Below are 21705 nucleotides of genomic sequence, written 5' to 3'. Positions count from 1 at the left end.
ATTAAAATGGATACTCTTTCTCATAAAGAAGCTGATAAAGGTGCTATTGTCAGCATTATGGCCTACATATTTTTATCCTCTATGAAAATCATCATCAGTTATATTACCCTCTCTAGCGCATTACGCGCTGACGGTTTAAATAACTTAACGGATATCGGTGCTTCTTTAGCGATATTAATTGGTCTAAAAATATCTCGTAAACCTCGTGACCCAGATCATCCGTATGGGCATTCGCGTGCCGAACAAATCGCATCACTTGTTGCGTCCTTCATTATGGCAACAGTCGGATTAGAAGTTGTTATTAGTGCCATTCAATCTTTCTTAAATCCGAAACAAGCAGCGCCTAATGTACTCGCTGCATGGGTTGCTTTATTTTCTGCTGTCGTTATGTACTGCGTGTATTTGTATACGAAAAAAATTGCAGCACGAACAAAAAGTAAATCATTAGAAGCCGCTGCAAAGGATAATTTATCAGATGCACTCGTAAGTATTGGTACCGTAGTAGGTATTGTCGGTGCTCAGTTCCAAATGCCTATTTTAGACCCTATTGCCGCTTTAATTGTCGGTCTTATTATTTGTAAAACTGCATGGGAGATTTTCGTAGAATCTTCTCATATGCTAACAGATGGAATTGATCCTGATAAAATGGAAGAATACGCTGATGCTATTGAGCATATTGGCGGTGTGGAAAACATTGTAGATATTCGAGCACGTATGTATGGGAATCAAACGTACGTTGATATTACAATTGAAGTAGATGCTCGCATGGATGTTGGAGAAAGTCACTGTATTACCGACAACATCGAAGCTATGCTGCGCAAAAAGTTTGGAATTTACCATGCACACATTCATGTTGAGCCAATGAAAAAAGAACCTATTATGACATAGGTTCTTTTTTTATGAACGTTTTATGGAATATAACACATAAAACGAGCCAGCTACCGCCAGCTGCCCATCCTGCTAATATGTCAGATGGATAGTGCACGCCAAGATATATTCGGCTAACTGAAATAGATAATACAACAAAGCTTGCTATAAGAATAATTAACAATTTTTTATGCAACGAAATACGCTCTTCAGTAATTGTGACGTATGCAATAAATCCTAAAAAAGCAGTAGCATTCATCGTATGACCGCTCGGAAAACTATATCCAGTTGCAGTAACAAGCTGCGTAACATCAGGTCTTGCTCGTTCATACCATAGTTTAAGCATACTGTTTAAATAACGAGATCCGTAGTAATTAATTGTTAGAAGTAACGCACTAAGCAACTTTTTTCTAACGAGAAAATACATTACAAGAATAATGAGTAATGGAAAATATATTCTTTTGGAACCGATAAAAGACACCCAAGTAAAATAGGTCGTCAAATAATCGTTTCGAAAGCTTTGAATAAAATGTGCGACTATATTGTCAAAGTTCTCAATACAAGCGGTATGATACGAAAGTGATAATACGACAAAACAAATGAGTAACGTAAAACTTAGCAAGTATAAATGTCGATATCGTTTCACATACATAACCTCACTATGCAAAAAAATGGAGCGGTTGTTTTAGTTTTCCTCTCCATTTCTTTTTTATGCATAGTTTATTAAAAAATATAATTATTAATTTTCCGCTTCATCTCAGGGATATCTTCTCTTGTTACGGTAAAACGAATCACCTTCTCATCAAGATCAAGCGCCTCAGCGAATAAACCAGCTAAACCACGGGATTTTCTATCTACTTCCATAATAATTTCTAGTCGGTCGTATGCACGTGGCAAGATTAATAATTCTAATTCATCTAATTTCCCATAGTGCTCTCCAGAAACCGGAATAAACTCAAATTCTTGTGCGAATGGAACTTGCTTACGTAATCGGTGCGGTAATTCTTCACATTCTATATGACGTGCTTTAAACCCTAATTCATTTACACTATCTAAAACACTACTTAATAATGCATTGGGTAACACTTGAACGTAGTCGCGGTCACTTGGGTCTATACTACGTTTAATATCAAGACCTGTATGAATCCAAACCGTTTTCATACCAAGTGTAAGTGGTGCTTCAATTGGCATTGGAAAAGAAAATGGAATTTCAACTTTTTCATTCGGTTCTACAGAAAAAGGTTCTGTTAAGCGTACTCGCTCTAAATCATACGTTGCTGTTACTTTTTTATCATCCACTTCTCGTACATAAGACGTCGATAATGTTAAGTAAATGCTTTCAATTTGTTGGCTAACTGAACCTCCAGTTATATGAACCTTTCCAACTATTTCTTCCCCAACAATATACTCATCTTTTTCAAGAACAGTATCTACCTTTGCACTTCCAATACCAACGCTTGCTAAAAACTTTTGAAACATGGAGTCTCCATCCTTTCTAAAGCAGAAGCTACATCTTGTTTTAAATCTTGTACATTCTCATAGTACGGCGTTTTTATTTGTAACATTCGCATAAGAATTTCGCGATTATAATGTTCCAAAGTTAATTCTTCGTACCATGGTTTTTCCTGTTTTTCATTAGATTCATATCCTGCATATAATAAAAATAATGAGAAATGACCGAGCGCATAAAAGTCGCTACGAAAGTGAACTTCTCGCATCAAAGCTTGTTCACCTTCGTAAGTTGTAGCTCGCTCATCATCCTCACCTTTCCATTTAGCCAATCCAAAATCAATAATACTAATTTGATTTTCTTTCATTAGTATGTTTGGAATGCGTAAATCTCGATGAATAATGCCTTCACTATGAAACACCGATACAATTTCTAATATTTCATATAAAATCTTAAAAACTTCACGTTCTGTATATACATACCCATCTATGAAAATATAATCTTCAAAATTTTCACCAGGCATGTACTCCATCACAAAGAAGCTCTTTTTCTCCCATATGAAATGATCATATAGACTAGGAATTGCATAATGATTTAATGTTTGTAAAATCATTTTCTCTTGTTCAAATGATTTTCTACCAGACTCATATCTTTGTTTACTTTGTCTTAATTGTTTTAAGACTTTATATCTATTTGTTTGTAAATCATTAACGACGTATGTAACCCCATAACTGCCCATTCCAATTACTGATTCAATTTTATAACGTTCTGCAACAATTGTATTTTTTCGCAGTGGTCTATCAAATAATGCTAGTACACGACACCATTTCATCAGCTACTTGAAAAGAAGCTACGGCTTTTATGTTTTCTTTTATAATGTTGATGTCCATAACCAGATGAACGTCGTTTATAGTCGCTACTTGAATACGAGCGCCCTCTACGACGATAATCACTACTTGAATACGAACGATATTTTTTCTTTCCTAATAAAGAATCAATAATTTTTTTGAACATTCCTTCACCTCTTGAGTAAAATTTCCTTTTCATTATACCAATAATTATTGACTATATTTGTGACAGGTTTGTAAAGAGTAAAAAACGACGAGTTATGCCCGTCGTTACTTTCATTCATCCTCTTCATCAAAAACTTCATCAATCATACATTTCTCTAATAAATACTCAAATGTAATATCTGCGAGATCTTCAATTTCTTCTCGTTTTGGGACGTACCCTCTTTCAATTAGTTGCTCATAAAAAAACTCCGCAATCTCTTCCGTATCAATCACGACTTCAATTTCCTTCATGAGCATCACTCCTTTATTTCTGTTTTATGAAAAAATCTCAAAATTATGTATATGAGATTAGAAAAATAGATTTTATTTTTTTATAGGTCATAAGCTTTGGACGAGATGCATACGATTGTAGTACAAGCTATTCAAAGGGGGAAATAATAATGGAAAATCAATATGAAGTAGGACAAACAAAAGAAGAGTTCATGCATGAAGATCAATGGGCAGACTCTCTTATAAAGTGGCTTTTTATTTTTTTAATAGTTGTAGGCATACCTTATACTGCATATGTTGTTGTTCAATTTATTCTCTCTTTCTAGTTAACTATTTTTTCTCTGTCAATTTAACTAAATAATTATGAACAACATCCATTACAATTTTATATTCTTCATCTTTAAATGTATCGAACAATAATTGATAATCGTTATAAATATCAAGTAATCCATCAATGATTTCTTGACGATTCGTCTTAACACTCACTTTTTTCGAGTTGTTAATTGACTTTAACTTTCCTAAATCTAATTTATTCATACCGGCTTTATCTTGTTTCATTTTCTTCAAAATTGCATTTGCCGTTTGAGCATTGGCGAGTAACGTTAAATCTGATTCATCCGCTTCTAACCATTCACCATCCGTAATCCGTGACAATTCATAAATTGTATCTTCCCATGCGTCATTCTTATATCTCCATACTTCTGTACGAAAACCAACAATACGGAAAACATCTTTATCATATCCAGTTACTTGCACAAGATCACCAAACGTGAAATTATAATTTAATTCAATCCACTCCGTATCGCCCTTTTTCATATCTTGCTCTGTAACGTGCTGCAATGTTTGCTCTACGTAAAATCCATCATGATTATTGACTTCGTATACATAAACTCCATCTAAAACCTTCATATTTGTGATTTTCCCAACGGTTCCATATAGCGTAATCACGACTATGTCCCCTACGTTGTATTTAGGTTGTTTTTTTCTTGCCATCTCTATCTCTCCTTTTTTTGACGTCGTGATTTTGATATCAGTATATGCAACCTACATAAAAACGCTTATCACAGAAGCTTATATTCATAAATTTTTTCAATAAAAAATATAATCTTATAAAATTTACATTGCACTCAAAAAAAAGCTAGTAACTAGACTAGCTTCAAATCAACAAATTTCATAATAAAAAACATACAGAATACTTCACTTTAAATAAAGTAATGTATTCTGTATGTTTTCAAATAGTTTTTATCTATCTTGTATGTATAAATCCCAGGCTTCATCAAATATAGACATACTTTCTAGCATTCCGCTCAACTCTAAGTATGAACTAATTTCATCATAGTCTTCAGATTGCTTCGGAAAACTTAAATCATCATACATCGCCTCTGCTAAATCTGAAATTTCATTTCTAAATAAAGCTGCACGATGCTTCATCATATAATGGTAAAATGTCTTTTTCAAAAATATTCCCTACCTTTCTAACTTGGGTACATTATACAAGGCAAAAAAGAAAAAAACCAGCATAAAAGCTGGTTAAAAGTCGAAATAATTTCTTTTTAATAGACGCGGTCTTCCCATTAATTCTTCATATGTTAGTTGTTTTGGTAAATCTTTCGTGTAAATTAAGAATAATTGATCTTCAATTTCTTTTACTGTATGGTCTGATTGATAGTCCATCCCGCACGAGGAACAAGAAATACATGGTGTCTCTTGGATTTCAATGGCTTTCGTACCATCTGGTAATTCCCAATATACAGTATTCAAGCTTTCTTTCGCTTCTGTACTGTCACACCACATACAATTCATACTGCATCACCCTCAGTTTTTTTGTCGTTTTCTTCTAACTTAGCCATTTGTGCTTGATATTTTTTATCTTTTAATTGATCGCGCTTATCACGTTTATCTTTTAAAGATGCATGAGTATCATTATCTTCGTAGTCTTTACGACGGTTCATACGCTGTAAGTCGTCTGGAACGAGGTTAAATTTCTTATCGCTCATAAGACCTGCGATACCAACATCTGAACGTTTTTCTTCGTAGTTCGGATAAATCTCTTTAAAGTATCCTTCCGCTCTTCCTGGAATATAGCTCTCTGGCTCTGGATACGTCGTAATAACACCTTCAAAGTTACGAAGTACAACTTTATCTGCACTTTGTGAGATTAAATAGTTTGGCTGAAGTGCAATTTTACCGCCTCCACCTGGCGCATCAACAACGAATGTCGGAACAGCATAACCAGATGTGTGTCCACGTAAACCTTCAATAATTTCAAGACCTTTAGATACTGGTGCACGGAAGTGACCGATACCTTCAGATAAGTCACATTGATAAATGTAGTATGGACGTACACGGATTTTTACTAAGTCATGCATAAGTTTTTTCATAATTGGAACGCTGTCGTTAATACCAGCTAAAATTACTGCTTGGTTTCCGACTGGAACACCAGCATTCGCTAACATTTCACATGCCTTTTTCGATTCTTCAGTAATTTCAATAGATGTATTGAAATGTGTATTTAACCATACTGGATGGTATTTTTTAATAATGTTACATAAGTTTTCTGTAATACGTTGTGGGAATACTACTGGTGCTCTCGTTCCGATACGAATAATCTCAACATGCGGAATCTCTCGTAAATTTTTTAATACATATTCTAAAATTTTATCGTTAATTAGAAGTCCGTCACCACCGGAGATTAATACATCTCGTACTTGTGGCGTTTCACGAATATAAGCAATTGCATCATCTAATTGTTTCTTCGGTACACCCATTCCAATTTGTCCACTAAAACGACGACGTGTACAGTAACGACAATACATAGAACATTGATTTGTTACTAAGAATAGTACACGGTCCGGATAACGATGTGTTAGCCCTGGAACTGGTGAATCTTCGTCTTCGTGAAGTGGGTCTTCTAAATCATATTTTGTTTTATATAACTCTTCCGAAATCGGTACTGATTGCATCCGAATCGGACAGCGTGGATCATCAGGATTCATTAGCCAAGCATAGTACGGTGTAATGTTTAACGGGATCGTTTTCGTTGAAATTTTAACGCCCTCTTCTTCTTCAGGTGTTAAGTTAATCACTTTTCTTAAGTCATCTAACGTTTTGATCGTATTCGTTAATTGCCAAACCCAATCATTCCATTGCTCTTCAGTAACATCTTTCCATAATTCGATATCCTTCCAGTGACGATTTGGTTTGTATACATCATGTAACATTGCTATTCCCCCTTTTTATACGCTCATTCTTTATATAAGCAATAGTTATGCCAACTTTACATTGTTGATAAGTAAATGTGCGGAGAACCCTATTACATAAGCGAAAAAATATTTTTAAGCGTTGTATGAAATCAATACTTAACATCATATTCATTACTTTTTATATATGTAAACGCTCTTTTATTGGTGCAAACACACAAAAACCGCCGATTATTCGGCGGTTTTGTCGTACTTGCTCAGTTTATATTGAAGCGTTTGACGAGGGATACCCAACATTTTTGCGGCTTGTAATATATTCCCTTCCGTTTCAATCAACGCTTGATCTATTAATTCTTTTTCTGTTTGATGAAGTGCTTCTCTAAGTGGCATTATACCCTTCTTCTTCGAAAACTTCTCTTTCCGAAATGTACGTGGTAAACAATTGGCTGTTAATGTATTCCCTTCTGCAATAATAACAGCATGTTCAATCGTATGTTTTAACTCCCGTACATTTCCAGGCCACTGATAAGCTTGCAGTCTATCTTTCGCTTCCTCATCAATTTGAAGTACACCTTTTTTATAACTTTTATTATATTCTTTCAAAAAATAAGATGCTAATAATAGTACATCCTCAGTTCTTTCACGAAGCGGTGGGATATATAATGAAAATACGTTTAAGCGATAATATAAATCAGTGCGAATTTTATTCTCTCGTAAACATATTTCTGGAGGCTGGTTCATCGCGGTAATAACACGAACATCTACTTTTCTCGTCTTATTATCACCAATTCTTCTAATGACTCCATCTTCTAACACTCGTAACATTTTTGCCTGCAAATCAAGAGGCATTGAATTCAGTTCATCTAAAAATAATGTACCACCATCAACAAGTTCAAATAGCCCAGCTCTTTCAATCGCTCCCGTATAGCTTCCTTTTGTCGTTCCAAACAATAAACTTTCTAATAGCGACTCTGGTAAAGCTGCACAGTTTTGTGCAATAAATGGCTTGTTTTTTCTTTTAGAAGCTTCATGAATTGCTTGTACGAACAGTTCTTTTCCCGTTCCTGTTTCACCATATATTAAAACATTCGCGTCTGTTGGTGCTACTTTTTGTGCTAACTCTTTCGTCTGTTTAAACCGCGTATCATTTGTCACTATCGTCTCAAATGCAGCGTGCTTTTTAATCACTTTTTTTCTAGATGATCGCTTTATTTTCGACTGTAAGTCAACAATTGTGTCAGTAAGCTTTTGAATTGTAGAGTAATCCTTTGCAATTTCAACAGCCCCAGCAATATTCCCATCTATAAAAATAGGTAACGTCGTATTTACTGTACAAACATCTTCACCATTTAAATTTTGATAATGTTGTACCTGATGTACGATAGGTTTTTTTGTATCTAGTACTTTCATCAATGTACTCGTTTCCCTTGATAAAGACGGGAACGCTTCTAACAGATGTTTCCCTAACACTTTTTCAATCTTCGATCCATCGTGTTTTGCAGCTACAGAATTATAAAATATTGTAATTCCATTTTCATCTACAGCGTGTATAGCCTCATCAATACTGCCCAAAATCGCTTCAATGACTTCTTGTGTCGAAACTGCTAGCAATGTCATCCCCCCTCTTGCCGAAAATCCAGCAATTACATGCCGAATTTTCGGCACACCTATGTGCGATTGTAAGCATGACGATTCCGTTCTATAATTTTAATCAATTTTATATTTTCATTAGATAACTCGAAACTCTAATTAGTACGGCTTTTTCAAACACCCAGCTCCACCTAACTGTTTTGCTTTACAGCCAAATTTTGAGGCGGAAGTTTTACTGCTTTCGAATAGCTAGATAGATCTTTCACCCATATATTCATATCTTCCAACTTATCGAAAATGTAGCAATTATTCGCCAGTCTTCCTGTATACGTATAGCCTAATTGATGAAAGGCAGCATTCATTCCGAAAGAAAGCGATCGAGCAATTGTATAGGAGCAGAAAATAGATCTTTCTTGAAGTTCTTCCTCTAATTTAATTAGTAAACTTTTCATAAATCCATGTTTACGGTATTCAGGTAAAGTAGCACAATTCGTTAATTCTGCATTCCCTTCCTTTATGTTCATTTCTGCAGATGCTGTACTAATAATTTTCCCCTCAAATTCATACACGTAGTAAATTGTATCGTCTTCTTTCATCGTCTGTAATACATAACTCGCTTCATTTAAAGGTGTCGGATACACTTCAAATACTTTTCCGAATACAGTTGCTAATTCTTCTGCATCTTCTTCAGTCGCTTTTCTCAGCAAAAATTTCTCTGGAACTACTTTTTCTTTTATTTCTTTTCCTTTTACACCGCTTAATATAGTATCTTCCTCAATCCAATGCATACTATTTCGTCTTTCATCATTATTATATTTCACAAAAAAGTATGCATCGTTTCCTTGAAAATAATGAGGTATCGTTGCTTCCAACAAAAAACCGAAAGAGAGCCATGTTGAAACATGCTCTCCCTTTCCTTTAATAATACATTTAGTGAAAGAATGTTTCTCTGCTAGTTCGTCAATTGTCTGTATAATACTTTCAACATTTCCTGTATAGTGATCTACCCGAATACGCTTATTAAAATAATCTAAAACACCTTCTACTGTATAACAATTCGTCTGTTCTCTAAAAGATTCATAGTATTTCATTTTTTCACCTCACACCAATCTAGTAATGTACATGCAATAATTTTTGCGGCAGCTATCATTTTATCAACTTCTATATATTCGTTTGGATAGTGTGCTACTTTCGTCTCTCCTGGACCAAATACTATTGTTGGTACGTTTGCAATTTGTGTAAATAAACCTCCATCAGTCCCCCACGGAGATGCTTCAATAATTGGTTCGTTCCCTTCGATTTCAACAAAGTTGTGATGAAGTGTCGTAATGAGTTCATGATTCTCTTCTAGTTCACCAGGAACCCATCTCGCTCCAAACCATTCTACTTCTACTGGATTTTCAACAAACCAATTGTCCACATCATTTAATTCAGCAATCCAATTCTCAAACTCTTCTTTTGCCGCCTCTATAGTCTCATTCGGCGCAACACCGCATCTTCCTTCTAAAATTAATTCATCGGGAACAGAACTTGGCCAACTCCCTCCTTCAATTTTCCCAATGTTAATTGGAATTGGAATCGGAATTTCTTTAAATAACGGATCTGTAATTCGACTATTTCTTTTCTCCTCTAGCTTTCTTACATGTTCTATAACAAACATACTTTTTTCAATTGCACTAACCCCTTCATAGCGCGTTCCACCGTGTGCAGCTTTCCCTTTTACACGTAGACGAAACCACATGGAACCTTGTTGTTTCGGGAAAAACTTCATATTAGTAGGCTCCGGAATAATGACACCATCTGCCTTATATCCTCGTAATATAGTTGCCAATGTCCCTGCTCCGCCACTTTCCTCTTCTATTACACTTTGAAAATAGATGTCTCCTTTTAATTCAATGTTAGATTCAATAATCGCTTCCATCGCAAGCATAAGTGCGACATTTCCGCCCTTCATATCCGTCGTTCCACGGCCATATATACGATTTCCGATTTTCTCACCGCTATAAGGATGATGTTCCCACTGATTCACATCCCCTTCTGGAACTACATCAATATGCCCATTCAATATCATAGATTTCCCGTCGCCACTTCCTTTTAAAGTTGCTACAATATTTGGGCTATCTGAAAAACTTGTACGGGGTGATACAAAATAAGGATGATCTTTCATTTTAGAAAAAGAAGGCTCCCATATATCGAGCTCTAAACCTAATTCACGTAATTTTTCAATCACAATTGCCTGCGCACCGCTTTCATCACCAGATACGCTCTTTTCTTGAATTAATCGTTTTAAAAATTTCACACTTTCCTCTTCATGGCTCTCAATATAATCACAAACTTGCTTTTTTAATTGCTCCATATATTACATCTCCCTTCATTCAATTACTAGTAAGTTAGAACTAATTTGAAAATCAGCTTCTGTATGTCGTTTTATATCTTCTACTGTGTATGGGCTCATTAATTCTTGTAATATAAGTCCACTCGGAGTTACCTCCATGACTGCCATATCAGTAATGATTAAATCTACACATTTCTTTGAAGTTAATGGCAATGTACACTCTGAAACAATTTTTGCATTTCCGTACTTATCAACATGATTCATTACAACAACGACCCGCTTCGCTTTTTGTGCTAAATCCATTGCTCCACCAATACCTGGAACACGTTTTCCAGGTACAATCCAGTTTGCTAAATCACCATTTTCACTTACTTGTAATGAACCAAGAATCGTTATGTCTAGCAAACCTTTTCGAATCATCCCAAACGCTGTGCAGCTATCGAAATAACTCGCTCCTGTTATAAGAGAAGTTGGTAAACCTGCTGCATTACACAAATTTTCATCTTCATTCCCTTTACTTGGCGTTGGTCCCATGCCGACGATTCCATTTTCCGCATGAAACATAACATTTATGTCGTCAGGCAAATGATTTGGTACAAGCGATGGTATGCCAATACCTAAATTTACAATCATACCATTTTGTATTTCTTTCGCCGCACGCCTAGCAATCTTATCCCTCACTTCTACGCCCATACCCATTTCCAGTTCACTCCTTCCGACGGTACAATATAATTTACGAAAACACCTGGAACGACAATTTCCTCTGGATCTAAACTTCCAAGCGGGACTATTTCTTCTGCTTCTACAATTGTTATATCCCCAGCCATAGCTACATGGGGATTCATATTTCGTGCACTTTTGTCAAATACAAGATTACCAAACGGATCTGCCTTTTTCGCATATACAATTGAAACTTCAGCAGTTAATGCTGTTTCAACTAAGTAGGTCTTACCATTCATTTCAACTGTTCGTTTTCCCTCTTCCACAATCGTATCAACACCAACATCAACTAAAACACCACCAAGACCAACGCCACCAGCGCGAATACGCTCTGCTAATGTTCCCTGCGGAGAAAACTCAATTTGTAATCTTCCCTCGTTTAGTTGCCTTCCTGCATTTGGATTGGAGCCAATGTGAGAAGTAATTATTGATTTAACTCTTTCATTTGTAACAAGACGACCGATACCTACATCAGGAAATCCAGTGTCATTTCCAATTAAATTTAAATTTGTAACGCCTTTTTCTAAAATTGCCTGTATTAAAGATGGAGGGGATCCAATCCCTCCAAATCCCCCAAACATCAATGTCATATCATCATGGAACAAAGAAATTACTTCCTCAATTTCTTTTAATTTACCGAATGTATTTGTAATAGTTGTCATGCGATACTATGCCCTCCTTTTTGCATCATCTCTTCCACACTTTTAGAGAAAATTGAAAGTAATTCATCTAACTCGGAATATGTAGTTGTCATTGGCGGTGCTACAAGCAGTGCACTATCTTCTTTTCCTGCTTGCCCTGAAACTGCTTGGTATAAAAGCAGACCATTTTTAGCTGCAACTGAAATAAGCTCTGACGCTTTTGTAAACGGTTGCAATTCTACTCCGATTAGCAACCCTTTTCCGCGCACATCAGCAATGATTGTCGATTGTTGCTGAACTTTCTGTAAGCCTTTTATTAAATACTCTCCCTTTTCTGCTGTTTTTTCAGGAAGATTATGTTTCTCCATATATTCAATAACAGCTAAAGCCGTTGCTGCAGACAATGGATTTGCACTTAACGTATGACCGCTCATTACTGAACGTGATCCACGTAATATTGGTTCCATAACACGATCACTTACAACTGTCGCTGCCATCGGTGTATATCCCGCTCCTAACCCTTTACCAAGTGTCATAATATCCGGCTCTACGCCCCAATGCTCCATCGCAAACCATGCTCCAGTACGACCGAGCCCAGTCATTACTTCATCCGCAATAAATAAAATATCGTAATGGTCGCAAATCTCTTTAATGACTTTATAATAGTCTTTCGGCGGAACAACCGCGCCTCCAGCTGCTCCGATAATCGGCTCAGCAATAAAAGCAGCAATATGCTCTGCACCAATTCTTTCAATTGATCTTTCTAGTTCAGTCGCACATGCCAGCTGACAAGTTGGATATACCTTTTGAACAGGACATCTGAAACAATATGGAGCTGGTATAGTCGGATAATCTTCCAAAATAGATACGAAACGTTGTCTACGTAGTGGATGCCCAGACATCGATAAAGCACCCATCGTAATACCGTGATAACTCATCCATCTTGATAAAATTTTATGTTTCCCTTGAATACCTCGCTCTTGAAAATGCTGAATTGCAATTTTCATAGCTGTTTCATTCGCTTCCGTACCACTATTTACAAAAAAACTCCAGTTCAAATCTCCTACACTTAAATCACTTAACTTCTTCGCTAATTTTTCAGCTGGTTCACTCGTAAACTGTGATCTATAAACGAAAGCAATCTCCTCAGCTTGCTTTTTAATAACGTCTGCAATCTCCTTTACGCCATGCCCAATACCTGCCGTAATTGCTCCTGACGAACCATCAAAATATTTATTGCCATTTTGATCATACAAATAAACACCTTTTCCATGTGAAATCATTGGATACGGCTGACCAACAAGTGGTTTAATTAAGTAATCGCGCATAGCGCTCCCCCATTTCTCCAATTTGTATATATATATGAAGAAAATTGACGTTTCTTTCATAAAAAAGAATCCTCTGCAAAAGCAGTGAATTTATCAAAAAACTATTATAAAATATACAAATGAGTGCTTAAAAATTTTTATAAAACAGAAAATTCAGAACTAAAAAAAACGAAGACCAACCCTTTTCTATACGCCCAAATAACCCTCCTTTTTATATGAAATGACTACATCACCAAATGTTTTTATAGCATAATGCCAGCTGTCCTTAAATGCCGACATTCTGTACACTTCGACGGAACTCCCGTTAAACTCCTTCCTATTATCCTACTTTAAATTGCATATTTTAAAACAAATTTCGACACCCACCTTACTAATCAATTCAGATTCCTATTCATTATGTAAACTTTTCAGTTTTAAACTATAAAAAAAGAACCGATTAACCACACTAATCAGTTCGTCATGACGCTCTCTTATGGGTTAATACTGTCAATTGCTAAAATAAATAGAAAAATGAAGTTTACAAATTCATCCTACAGCCTATAACACAAAACCTTTTCATAACTTCATTCACAATTACTATCGGGATATCCCTATCCCGAAGTGGCACTCCTTTCCTCAGATTCAAAGTATCTTTCCTTTATAATTTATGTAGGACAATTATCACTTTGTATGTGTATTTGCCTATAATTTAAAAAATCCCTAGTTTTCTAGCGATTTTTGGACATGTATTCAATATGTTAATTGAAATGCACTTTCAATTTGGCATTTATTTTACTTTCGTACAGTCATATGTACTGCCTTACTCTGCGAAATTCTCGTAAGCACCAGCACCTCTTTATGAAAACATATTTGTTGTCAATTTTTAATTTTCCCTTTATAAAATCATTTTTTTGCATAACCGCTTTCTTGCTTCGCATATAGTTTTAATGATGACAAAGGAGGAATGTTCATGTCTCAATCTGAAATCGAAAAATATGGACAAGAAGTTACACAATACGAACAACTCGCACGTTACTATCAGTTTCGTAATCCTAAAAAATATATAGAATTATATATGAAATATTACGATGCACTATCAAAACTTGTACAGGCGTATGAAACAAGAGACTCACAAGAAGCTGCTTTACCGTCACATATAAGAATTTTTCATGCCGATCCAAATATACCAGCGGTTGACATTTTAGTAAACGGACAAACGGTTATTAAAAATATTTCATTTAAGCAATTCAGCCCTTATTTATCATTAGTGCAAGGTAAATACCGTATAGATATTGTTCCTGTCGGAAATGAAACTCCAATCTTTTCAGCGTTGGTACCAATAATGGGAAATCATACTTATACTCTCGCTGCAATAAATAGTGATAATCACCTACAATTACAGCCTATACTTGATAATACACATTTACCAGCTGGTCAAGCCAAAATACGGTTTGCACATTTCTCTCCAGATACCCCTGTTGTAAACGTAGATTTAAAAGATGGGGATCATTTATTTGAAAATGTACTCTTTAAACAAATAACAGATTTTTTGCAAGTTAGCCCTGGTACAGCAGATATTGAAATTTCACTCGCAGATAATAAAAACGTTTTATTGACTATACCGAAATTCAATGTTGAACCAAATGTTATTTATACAATTTCAATAGTAGGTTATTCAACTAAAGATCCTAAATTAGAAGCCCTTATACTCACAAATTAAAACAGTCTACACCATTCATTTGGTGTAGACTGTTTATTTTTGAAATGCAATTTGAAATTCTGTCCAATCGTTATCTGATCGACACATAATGGATCCATTATGTTTTTCCACAATTTGTTTACATACAAATAATCCAATACCAGTTCCTAACTTTTTAGTAGTTACAAATGGTTCAAAAATCGTTTCTACATTTTCAGCTGGAATCATTGGTCCATTATTTTTTATCACAATTCGAATAGCTTGATCTTCTTCAAATACATCAATGATAATTTTTCGTTCTTCTTTCATTGATTCAAGAGCATCAATTGAATTCATTAATATGTTTAAAAATACTTGCCTCACTTCACTCCGATAACCAACAAGCGGAATTGGATACGGTAAATTCTTTTCAATCAAAACATTCGCATTGACCAAACTCGGATATAAGAATTGTATAATGTCTTGAAACAAGTCATTAAGCCAAAACCGTTCCGATTCATTCCACATTTCTTTTTTCGATACGAGTAAAAATTGCGAAATACGAAAATTTAATTGATCTAATTCATGCGAAATAATATCTAAATACGATAAACTCGGATGATCCGCCTTTAATAATTTAACAAACCCCATAATGGAAGTAAGCGGATTACGAAATTCATGTACAAAACTAGCTGACATTTGCCCTAAAATCGTCAGCCTTTCTTTATGTGTTTCGTTAATATATTGCTGTTTTTCCTCTAAATTCTTCGATATAATTTCCGAGTATTTTAAAACGGTATAATAAATTAATTTGTCAAAACAAGTATGTATTTTTGCCATAATTGGTTTCAATTCACGAGCGCTAACATCTAATTCACACATCGCTTCGAAAAGTTCATTTCTTCCCACGTTTGCGTTATAAACAAAATCTCCAATATTCGCATCTGCTCCAGCACGTTCAATAGCAATTTTCTCACATAACGGTTGAAGATAATTTATATCTTTATCTTCCATAGTAAGTTCGATAATTAACTCTAGTAAATCCTCTCCATTTTGAACTACTTCTAGTTTAAATGGATCTTTTTCGGAAATTATCATTTTGTTTTTCCAGTTCTCTACGAATTGGTGCCTATTGTTTTTCAAGTGTGAACAAAATATTTCTTTAATATCCTTATCGATTGGAAAAACCTCCATTCCCTCCATTTCCATACGACGAATACCCTTTATATTTTGAATATTAACACAAAAAATACGATTCGTTAATAGATTTTTGTCACATTTTGTTAATTTCTGTTGATAAAATTATTTTTTCTTTCTTATTTAACTAATTGTATACAAATCCCCTTTTTCCTTCACATATTTTCATTATTTCCGTAATCAAAACGACTTTTTTTGCATCATTTTTAATTCTTGCGTACAATAGAAAATGAAAGGTGTGAAAAATATGGTAAATAAAAATGTGGAAGATTATCTCCAAGAAGGCATTTACGGCCAAAAGCAAAACAAACCAGAAGAACGTAATATGTATTTAACTACATTACGTGAGCGTGTGGAAATCGCTTTAACAATCGGTCAAGTAATGCAAAGTAATGTATACTCTGAAGTAGCGGGTAGCATGCGCTCTTCTCAATCATTACAACTCCTCCTAAATGGTGGCATTGCTTACCCACATTTATCAAAATACATTAAATTAGCAAACGAAAAAAATGTTCCTTTTACAATTGTTCAAAATAAAGATACAAAAACACCAATCGGTTTAGTATTAACTCATGCTACTGCTATAGATAAAGAACAAATTTATGTAGAAGATACTATTTTCAAACAAGAAATGAAGTAAAAGTTACACTTAATTAAATAGTTACTAGAAGCGTAAAAAACGAGTATGGAATCGTAAACATTTCCTACTCGTTTTTTAGTGCAAGTTTTAAGTTTTTCCACTTTATTTTTTAATACATACTAATTTCATTTCTGTCATTTCTTCTATTGCATATTTAATTCCTTCGCGTCCCGTGCCACTTTCTTTCACACCACCATAAGGCATATGATCTACTCTGAACGTTGGAATATCATTAATCATGACACCACCAACCTCTAGCTCATCAATTGCACGCATTGCTTTAAATAAATTATTTGTAAATACTCCTGCCTGTAAGCCGTAACGCGAATTATTTACTTGCCCAATCGCTTCATCAAATTCTTTAAATGTATTTACTGTCATGAGTGGACCGAATACTTCTTGGCACTGCACAGATACATGATCTGGAACATTTGTTAATACAGTCGGTTCAAAAATTCTTGCATCCCGCTTCTTACCACCGCATAAAACAGTTGCTCCTTCCTTAATTGCTTCTTGAACCCACATATCAATTCGCTCTACATCTCTTTTTGAAATTAAAGCTGATACATCCGTTTCCTCAAGCAGTGGATCACCAACAACAACTGATTCCATCGCTTTCTTTAGCTTCGAAAGAAATTCATGCATTTTCGTTTCATGTACAAAAACACGTTGTACTGAAATACAAACTTGCCCATTATTAACAAATGCTCCCCATTTTACACGTTCAATTATTTCATCTGTTAACTCTACATCTTCATCAATGATAACAGCAGCATTTGAGCCTAGTTCTAACGTAACTCGTTTTAGCCCAGCCTTTTGTTTTATTCCGATTCCAACTTTTGGACTTCCGGTAAAAGTAATAGAAGCAACGTAATCATTTTTGACGATTGCCTCACCAACCGTGGAGCCAGGGCCAGAAATGATATTTAAAGCTCCATTTGGCAATCCTGCCTCTTCAAATAACTCAACTAATGCATAAGATGATAATGGCGTTTGATCAGCTGGCTTTAATACAACTGTATTTCCGGCAGCGATTGCTGGTCCAACTTTATGCGCTACTAAATTTAATGGGAAATTAAATGGTGTAATAGCCCCTATAACCCCAATCGGCTTTCGGATTGTATATGCAATACGCCCATCTGCACCAGGTGCGGCGTCTAATGGCAATGTCTCACCATATATACGCTTCGCTTCTTCAGCTGCAAATTTGTATGTTTGAACAGTACGATCTACTTCTCCCCTTGCAGCACGTATTGGTTTTGCAGCTTCTTTTGCAATAATCTCTGCAAATTCTTCTCTTCTTTCATCCATTTTTTGTGCAACTTTCTCTAAAATAGTCGCACGATCATATGCAGATAATGTATTCATTTTTGTCATTGCATTTTTTGCAGCGGTAACAGCCTCTTTTACATCTTCTTCCGTGCCTTGTGCAATTTCCGCTAATGTTTCTTCAGAATATGGTGCGTATAATGGTTTATACGTGTTTACAGATTTCCAATCTCCATTTATATATAAATGCTTTTTCATACTTCTGCTCCTTCCAAATATATGTATACAACAATACTTCACCTAGTGAAAGGTTTGACTTATGTCATTGTATCATAGCCCTTATCCCTCAAAAAACATTATGCTCAAAAAAACTCTGCTATATAGCAGAGTTTACGAGCTAATTTGCTCTTGTAACGAAATTTGTTTTTCATCTTCTAAAATAACAATCGATTCTACTATCTTTGTAACTTCTAATCTTTTTATATAATGTCCATCTAATTCTTTCACACAAAACTTATAATTTTCAATTTCAATGGAATCCTCTTCAGCAATCTCTATATTCTTCGTTAAAATCCAACCACCGATTGTATCAACACCATCATCATCAATCCCTAAACCAAATAACGTATTCACTTCACTAACAAGTACTTTTCCCTCTAGTATCGTCTTCGTTTCACTAACTTGTTGAATTTCTGGCTGCTCATCCGTATCAAACTCATCCTGAATATCTCCAACAATTTCTTCCAGAATATCTTCAACAGTAACAAGTCCAGATGTTCCACCATATTCATCTATCAATATAGCAATATGTGTTCTTTCTTTTTGCATTTTCAAAAACAAATCATGAATTGGAATAGAATCGATAACTAAAATAATTGGTCTCATATATTGCTCTACTGTCTTCTTATTAACAGCTTTATGTTGTACAAATTCAGTAAAAATATCTTTAAAATTCACAAAACCTATTACGTGGTCTTTGTCGCCATCAACAACTGGATACCTTGTATATTTTTCACGAGACATTTTTTGCAAAGCTTCTTCAGCAGGCATCTCTTTACTTATAATATTCATTTCAGTTCGAGGTACCATTATTTCTTTTGCAATCCGATCATCAAATTCAAAAATTTTATTCACATATTTATATTCAGATTGATTAATCTCACCATTTCTATAACTTTCTGAAACTAACAACCGTAATTCTTCTTCTGAATGAACCTCATCATGCCCCTTCGGCGGTTTCAGCCCTAGCAGCTTCGTAATGATTCGAGCTGAACCATTTAATAGCCAAATGAATGGGAATGCAATACGATAAAAGAAAATTAACGGTTTAGAAACAAGCAAACTCACTTGTTCAGATTTTTGAATTGCAAATGTTTTTGGGGCCAATTCCCCTATTACAACATGTAAAAAAGTAATTAACAAAAATACTAAAATTACAGCAAAAATGTCTGCTAGTTGAGTAGAGATATTCCAATTTGCAAAAAGCGTATCAAACATTTGCTTTAACGCAGGTTTACCAAACCACCCAATTCCTAAAGCTGTAACAGTAATTCCTAGCTGACAAGCAGATAAATATTCGTCTAAGTTTGTAATGACTGTTTTGACCGATGTTGCACGATTATTTCCTTCTGCAATTAAATAGTCAATTCGTGAACTTCTCACTTTAACAATTGCAAATTCTGCTGCAACGAAAAATGCCGTTAAGGCAATTAAAACAATCACTATACTTATACTATATATGTCCAAATACTTTTCCTTACTTACTTTGTAAGCAAGGAAGCCACCTCCTACTTAATTTTATTCAAGTGAAGTAAGCATTCTAATACTCTAACAAAATTCTACATTAGCAACCACCTTTTTATATATTATATGCATACATAAAAAAGATATTTATCATTATGATAATCTAATTCATTTACACTCGTCAAATTATTCTAAATGTTACGATAAGACATTTTTATTTAAAAGAACTATTCTCCTCAACTCAATTTCGTGAAAAAACACTTTCTTTGCCGATTCCACACTTCTTTTGTCGCACTAGAAGGGAACTTACTTCATAGCTCGAAATCATTCAACAGGATATATATAGGAGGGATTATTTTGGAATATAAAACACCATTTATCGCAAAGAAATTAGGTGTTAGCCCAAAGGCTGTTGTCCGGATCGCGCAACAATTAAATCTTACGATAGAGAAAAACAAATATGGCCACTTTATATTCACACAAGAGGATGTCGATCAAATGTTAGAACACCATCGATTTCAAATAGAGCAATCTCAAAATTCTCAATCTACTCAAAAGGCTTCCTCAAATGAAGTTGAGGAATTAAAAACTCAAGTTAATACAATTGTTCAAAACATATCATCGAATGATTTTGAGCAATTAGCTAATCAATTAAACACTATTACGAGAAGACTTGATCGAATGGAAGAACAAATGCAAGATAAGGCAAATGATGTCGTCACGTACCAACTTTTACAACACCGTCGTGAAATGGAGGAAATGTTAGAGCGAATTCAAAAGTTAGAAGCTGCCCTAACGAAAGAAGAACCCATTTATATTACTCCGGATTCAAAACCAACATATGAACGAGAAAAGAAACCGAAGCGCCGCAAAATGATTTTTAGTATATTTGGATTATAATTTTTAGACCCTTATTAAAATAATAAGGGTCTTTTTTAATGAAGAGTTATATCCTATACAAATGTTATTCTCTTTATTATACATATTCACTTCGCTTTATTTCGTTAACATAATATTTTTACTGTATTCTGTAATTAATGCCTGTGCATGAGCATTCCCTTGAATCACATCACGAAATTCTTTTAAAGAATACAAATGCGTAACCCCTTTTCGAGCATGAATTCTTACTGGTACACCTTGTAAAGTATCATGAAACTGAAAAGGATTATCTATTGGTTCAATTGGAAAACCAAGTGTAAGTAAATACATATACATTCTTTTTGTTACTGCTGCAATGTACCATTCAGCTTTTGTTTCTAACGCATGTATAAATAAAATAGCTGTTAGCCTTTTGAAATGTCCTCTTCCACGAGACGTTTTCGAAATACTTAACTTGCCTATTTCATATACATTCTTCAAATCTTTTACTAAATCATTTTTAGAAAACGGATAGAAAAACTCAGAATTTGATTGTTCAGGTACCGTATACTTAATACATTCTACTGTACCAATAGGATGTTCATCTTCTATTAATAAAAATCGTGATGGATTTAAATTACGTTCTACGAACATTAAGTTTCTTTCTTCACAAAAATCTCCCCATAGTTGCTCGAACCCAAAATGTTCTTCCTTTGTTTGAACACGCTGGAACATATTTAACCGCCTTTCCCATCGCCGCTCTGTTTTTTGATAACGCTTTCACTATCTATCATATAAGAACAAATCTTCGTATGCAACTAAAAATATTTATGACTTATTATATTCTGCAAAATGAATTAGATTCCAATTTAATCGACTTTTATCCCGCGCTCACATTCCTTTTAATAACACATTTGTAGCACTTTT

The 21705-nt window shown here is 34.7% G+C and carries 24 protein-coding genes; 5 read left to right on the top strand and 19 right to left on the bottom strand.

The window, feature by feature from the left end; genetic code table 11:
- Positions 1–6 precede the first annotated feature (6 nt).
- Positions 7–888, top strand: coding sequence for a cation diffusion facilitator family transporter (locus ACTFRU_RS22355; RefSeq protein WP_440037869.1), 882 nt, complete (start codon positions 7–9; stop codon positions 886–888).
- On the opposite strand, the gene ACTFRU_RS22350 is transcribed toward ACTFRU_RS22355, so the two are convergent.
- The 5 genes from ACTFRU_RS22350 to ACTFRU_RS22330 form a co-directional block, all read right to left on the bottom strand.
- Entirely contained in the window at positions 878–1513 is a 636-nt protein-coding gene (locus ACTFRU_RS22350) for a phosphatase PAP2 family protein (protein ID WP_000833370.1), read from the bottom strand. The two genes, ACTFRU_RS22355 and ACTFRU_RS22350, sit on opposite strands and share 11 nt — an antisense overlap.
- A gap of 77 nt (positions 1514–1590) precedes the next feature.
- On the bottom strand, positions 1591–2346 hold the full coding sequence (locus tag ACTFRU_RS22345) for a sporulation protein (RefSeq protein ID WP_000486626.1): 756 nt from the start codon (positions 2344–2346) through the stop codon (positions 1591–1593).
- The gene (locus ACTFRU_RS22340) at positions 2328–3149 is read right to left on the bottom strand and encodes a serine/threonine protein kinase (RefSeq protein WP_006927693.1); all 822 of its coding nucleotides are present in this window, start codon (positions 3147–3149) and stop codon (positions 2328–2330) included. Before ACTFRU_RS22340 ends, ACTFRU_RS22345 begins: the two co-directional genes overlap by 19 nt.
- Positions 3149–3331 (bottom strand): hypothetical protein, encoded by a 183-nt coding sequence (locus ACTFRU_RS22335; protein ID WP_016122446.1) that lies wholly within the window; start codon positions 3329–3331, stop codon positions 3149–3151. Before ACTFRU_RS22335 ends, ACTFRU_RS22340 begins: the two co-directional genes overlap by 1 nt.
- A gap of 110 nt (positions 3332–3441) precedes the next feature.
- Complete coding sequence (locus ACTFRU_RS22330) at positions 3442–3621, bottom strand: YozD family protein (protein ID WP_000658451.1); 180 nt, start codon at positions 3619–3621, stop codon at positions 3442–3444.
- A gap of 149 nt (positions 3622–3770) precedes the next feature.
- On the opposite strand from ACTFRU_RS22330, the gene ACTFRU_RS22325 reads away from it, so the two are divergent.
- Complete coding sequence (locus ACTFRU_RS22325) at positions 3771–3926, top strand: DUF3930 family protein (RefSeq protein ID WP_000431486.1); 156 nt, start codon at positions 3771–3773, stop codon at positions 3924–3926.
- Positions 3927–3930: 4 nt separating this feature from the next.
- Here the strand turns inward: ACTFRU_RS22325 and ACTFRU_RS22320 are convergent, their stop codons facing one another.
- The 10 genes from ACTFRU_RS22320 to ACTFRU_RS22275 all read right to left on the bottom strand — a co-directional run bounded on the left by ACTFRU_RS22320 (position 3931) and on the right by ACTFRU_RS22275 (position 13414).
- Entirely contained in the window at positions 3931–4593 is a 663-nt protein-coding gene (locus ACTFRU_RS22320; RefSeq protein WP_000101499.1) for a hypothetical protein, read from the bottom strand.
- Between the two features lie 249 nt (positions 4594–4842).
- Positions 4843–5058, bottom strand: a complete 216-nt coding sequence (locus ACTFRU_RS22315; RefSeq protein ID WP_000750717.1) for a YozE family protein — start codon at positions 5056–5058, stop codon at positions 4843–4845.
- Between the two features lie 72 nt (positions 5059–5130).
- Positions 5131–5403, bottom strand: a complete 273-nt coding sequence (locus ACTFRU_RS22310; RefSeq protein ID WP_000995763.1) for a YokU family protein — start codon at positions 5401–5403, stop codon at positions 5131–5133.
- Positions 5400–6821, bottom strand: coding sequence for a lysine 2,3-aminomutase (ablA, locus tag ACTFRU_RS22305; RefSeq protein ID WP_000902142.1), 1422 nt, complete (start codon positions 6819–6821; stop codon positions 5400–5402). The genes ACTFRU_RS22310 and ablA overlap by 4 nt, the downstream gene beginning before the upstream one ends.
- Positions 6822–7031: 210 nt before the next feature.
- On the bottom strand, positions 7032–8417 hold the full coding sequence (gene rocR / locus ACTFRU_RS22300) for an arginine utilization transcriptional regulator RocR (protein ID WP_011110073.1): 1386 nt from the start codon (positions 8415–8417) through the stop codon (positions 7032–7034).
- A 164-nt stretch (positions 8418–8581) separates the two neighbouring features.
- Positions 8582–9481, bottom strand: a complete 900-nt coding sequence (ablB, locus tag ACTFRU_RS22295) for a putative beta-lysine N-acetyltransferase (protein WP_061113374.1) — start codon at positions 9479–9481, stop codon at positions 8582–8584.
- Positions 9478–10746, bottom strand: a complete 1269-nt coding sequence (locus tag ACTFRU_RS22290) for a peptidase (protein WP_000436698.1) — start codon at positions 10744–10746, stop codon at positions 9478–9480. Before ACTFRU_RS22290 ends, ablB begins: the two co-directional genes overlap by 4 nt.
- Before the next feature lie 15 nt (positions 10747–10761).
- Positions 10762–11424: a CoA transferase subunit B gene (locus ACTFRU_RS22285; RefSeq protein ID WP_000525277.1), complete on the bottom strand. Its 663-nt coding sequence runs from the start codon at positions 11422–11424 to the stop codon at positions 10762–10764.
- Positions 11409–12107, bottom strand: coding sequence for an acetate CoA-transferase subunit alpha (atoD, locus tag ACTFRU_RS22280; protein WP_000208102.1), 699 nt, complete (start codon positions 12105–12107; stop codon positions 11409–11411). The genes ACTFRU_RS22285 and atoD overlap by 16 nt, the downstream gene beginning before the upstream one ends.
- Positions 12104–13414, bottom strand: coding sequence for an aspartate aminotransferase family protein (locus tag ACTFRU_RS22275; RefSeq protein WP_001205882.1), 1311 nt, complete (start codon positions 13412–13414; stop codon positions 12104–12106). The genes atoD and ACTFRU_RS22275 overlap by 4 nt, the downstream gene beginning before the upstream one ends.
- 949 nt (positions 13415–14363) lie before the next feature.
- Here ACTFRU_RS22275 and ACTFRU_RS22270 point away from each other — a divergent pair.
- Positions 14364–15113 carry a DUF4397 domain-containing protein gene (locus tag ACTFRU_RS22270; protein ID WP_000083285.1) on the top strand — a complete coding sequence of 250 codons (750 nt, stop codon included), beginning with the start codon at positions 14364–14366 and terminating at the stop codon, positions 15111–15113.
- A gap of 33 nt (positions 15114–15146) precedes the next feature.
- Here ACTFRU_RS22270 and ACTFRU_RS22265 read toward each other — a convergent pair whose 3' ends face one another.
- Positions 15147–16280, bottom strand: coding sequence for a BA2291 family sporulation histidine kinase (locus ACTFRU_RS22265; protein WP_000425086.1), 1134 nt, complete (start codon positions 16278–16280; stop codon positions 15147–15149).
- A gap of 235 nt (positions 16281–16515) precedes the next feature.
- Between ACTFRU_RS22265 and ACTFRU_RS22260 the strand changes: the two genes are divergently transcribed.
- The gene (locus ACTFRU_RS22260; protein ID WP_000247558.1) at positions 16516–16908 is read left to right on the top strand and encodes a YueI family protein; all 393 of its coding nucleotides are present in this window, start codon (positions 16516–16518) and stop codon (positions 16906–16908) included.
- 102 nt (positions 16909–17010) lie between these two features.
- Here the strand turns inward: ACTFRU_RS22260 and ACTFRU_RS22255 are convergent, their stop codons facing one another.
- Positions 17011–18435, bottom strand: coding sequence for an aldehyde dehydrogenase family protein (locus ACTFRU_RS22255; protein WP_000716460.1), 1425 nt, complete (start codon positions 18433–18435; stop codon positions 17011–17013).
- Positions 18436–18567: 132 nt separating this feature from the next.
- Positions 18568–19923 (bottom strand): hemolysin family protein, encoded by a 1356-nt coding sequence (locus ACTFRU_RS22250; protein ID WP_000356250.1) that lies wholly within the window; start codon positions 19921–19923, stop codon positions 18568–18570.
- Positions 19924–20277: 354 nt separating this feature from the next.
- Between ACTFRU_RS22250 and racA the strand changes: the two genes are divergently transcribed.
- Positions 20278–20820, top strand: coding sequence for a chromosome-anchoring protein RacA (gene racA / locus ACTFRU_RS22245; RefSeq protein WP_000456023.1), 543 nt, complete (start codon positions 20278–20280; stop codon positions 20818–20820).
- A 96-nt stretch (positions 20821–20916) separates the two neighbouring features.
- Here the strand turns inward: racA and ACTFRU_RS22240 are convergent, their stop codons facing one another.
- Positions 20917–21513 carry a hypothetical protein gene (locus tag ACTFRU_RS22240; RefSeq protein WP_000487796.1) on the bottom strand — a complete coding sequence of 199 codons (597 nt, stop codon included), beginning with the start codon at positions 21511–21513 and terminating at the stop codon, positions 20917–20919.
- Between the last annotated feature and the right edge of the window lie 192 nt (positions 21514–21705).

This window comes from Bacillus cereus group sp. MYBK220-1 (assembly GCF_051916445.1).
GTDB lineage: Bacteria > Bacillota > Bacilli > Bacillales > Bacillaceae_G > Bacillus_A > Bacillus_A cereus.
The sequence above is the reverse complement of the archived record's forward strand: the minus strand, read 5'-3'. Positions and strand labels throughout refer to the sequence as shown.

Bases quoted from the DNA above. Each gene is read 5' to 3' on its own strand.
- ACTFRU_RS22355 (WP_440037869.1), top strand. From the start codon at position 7: ATGGATACTCTTTCTCATAAAGAAGCTGATAAAGGTGCTATTGTCAGC.
- ACTFRU_RS22345 (WP_000486626.1), bottom strand. From the start codon at position 2,346: ATGTTTCAAAAGTTTTTAGCAAGCGTTGGTATTGGAAGTGCAAAGGTA.
- ACTFRU_RS22340 (WP_006927693.1), bottom strand. From the start codon at position 3,149: ATGAAATGGTGTCGTGTACTAGCATTATTTGATAGACCACTGCGAAAA.
- ACTFRU_RS22335 (WP_016122446.1), bottom strand. From the start codon at position 3,331: ATGTTCAAAAAAATTATTGATTCTTTATTAGGAAAGAAAAAATATCGT.
- ACTFRU_RS22330 (WP_000658451.1), bottom strand. From the start codon at position 3,621: ATGAAGGAAATTGAAGTCGTGATTGATACGGAAGAGATTGCGGAGTTT.
- ACTFRU_RS22325 (WP_000431486.1), top strand. From the start codon at position 3,771: ATGGAAAATCAATATGAAGTAGGACAAACAAAAGAAGAGTTCATGCAT.
- ACTFRU_RS22320 (WP_000101499.1), bottom strand. From the start codon at position 4,593: ATGGCAAGAAAAAAACAACCTAAATACAACGTAGGGGACATAGTCGTG.
- ACTFRU_RS22310 (WP_000995763.1), bottom strand. From the start codon at position 5,403: ATGAATTGTATGTGGTGTGACAGTACAGAAGCGAAAGAAAGCTTGAAT.
- ablA (WP_000902142.1), bottom strand. From the start codon at position 6,821: ATGTTACATGATGTATACAAACCAAATCGTCACTGGAAGGATATCGAA.
- rocR (WP_011110073.1), bottom strand. From the start codon at position 8,417: ATGACATTGCTAGCAGTTTCGACACAAGAAGTCATTGAAGCGATTTTG.
- ablB (WP_061113374.1), bottom strand. From the start codon at position 9,481: ATGAAATACTATGAATCTTTTAGAGAACAGACGAATTGTTATACAGTA.
- ACTFRU_RS22290 (WP_000436698.1), bottom strand. From the start codon at position 10,746: ATGGAGCAATTAAAAAAGCAAGTTTGTGATTATATTGAGAGCCATGAA.
- ACTFRU_RS22285 (WP_000525277.1), bottom strand. From the start codon at position 11,424: ATGGGTATGGGCGTAGAAGTGAGGGATAAGATTGCTAGGCGTGCGGCG.
- atoD (WP_000208102.1), bottom strand. From the start codon at position 12,107: ATGACAACTATTACAAATACATTCGGTAAATTAAAAGAAATTGAGGAA.
- ACTFRU_RS22275 (WP_001205882.1), bottom strand. From the start codon at position 13,414: ATGCGCGATTACTTAATTAAACCACTTGTTGGTCAGCCGTATCCAATG.
- ACTFRU_RS22270 (WP_000083285.1), top strand. From the start codon at position 14,364: ATGTCTCAATCTGAAATCGAAAAATATGGACAAGAAGTTACACAATAC.
- ACTFRU_RS22265 (WP_000425086.1), bottom strand. From the start codon at position 16,280: ATGGAAATGGAGGGAATGGAGGTTTTTCCAATCGATAAGGATATTAAA.
- ACTFRU_RS22260 (WP_000247558.1), top strand. From the start codon at position 16,516: ATGGTAAATAAAAATGTGGAAGATTATCTCCAAGAAGGCATTTACGGC.
- ACTFRU_RS22255 (WP_000716460.1), bottom strand. From the start codon at position 18,435: ATGAAAAAGCATTTATATATAAATGGAGATTGGAAATCTGTAAACACG.
- ACTFRU_RS22240 (WP_000487796.1), bottom strand. From the start codon at position 21,513: ATGTTCCAGCGTGTTCAAACAAAGGAAGAACATTTTGGGTTCGAGCAA.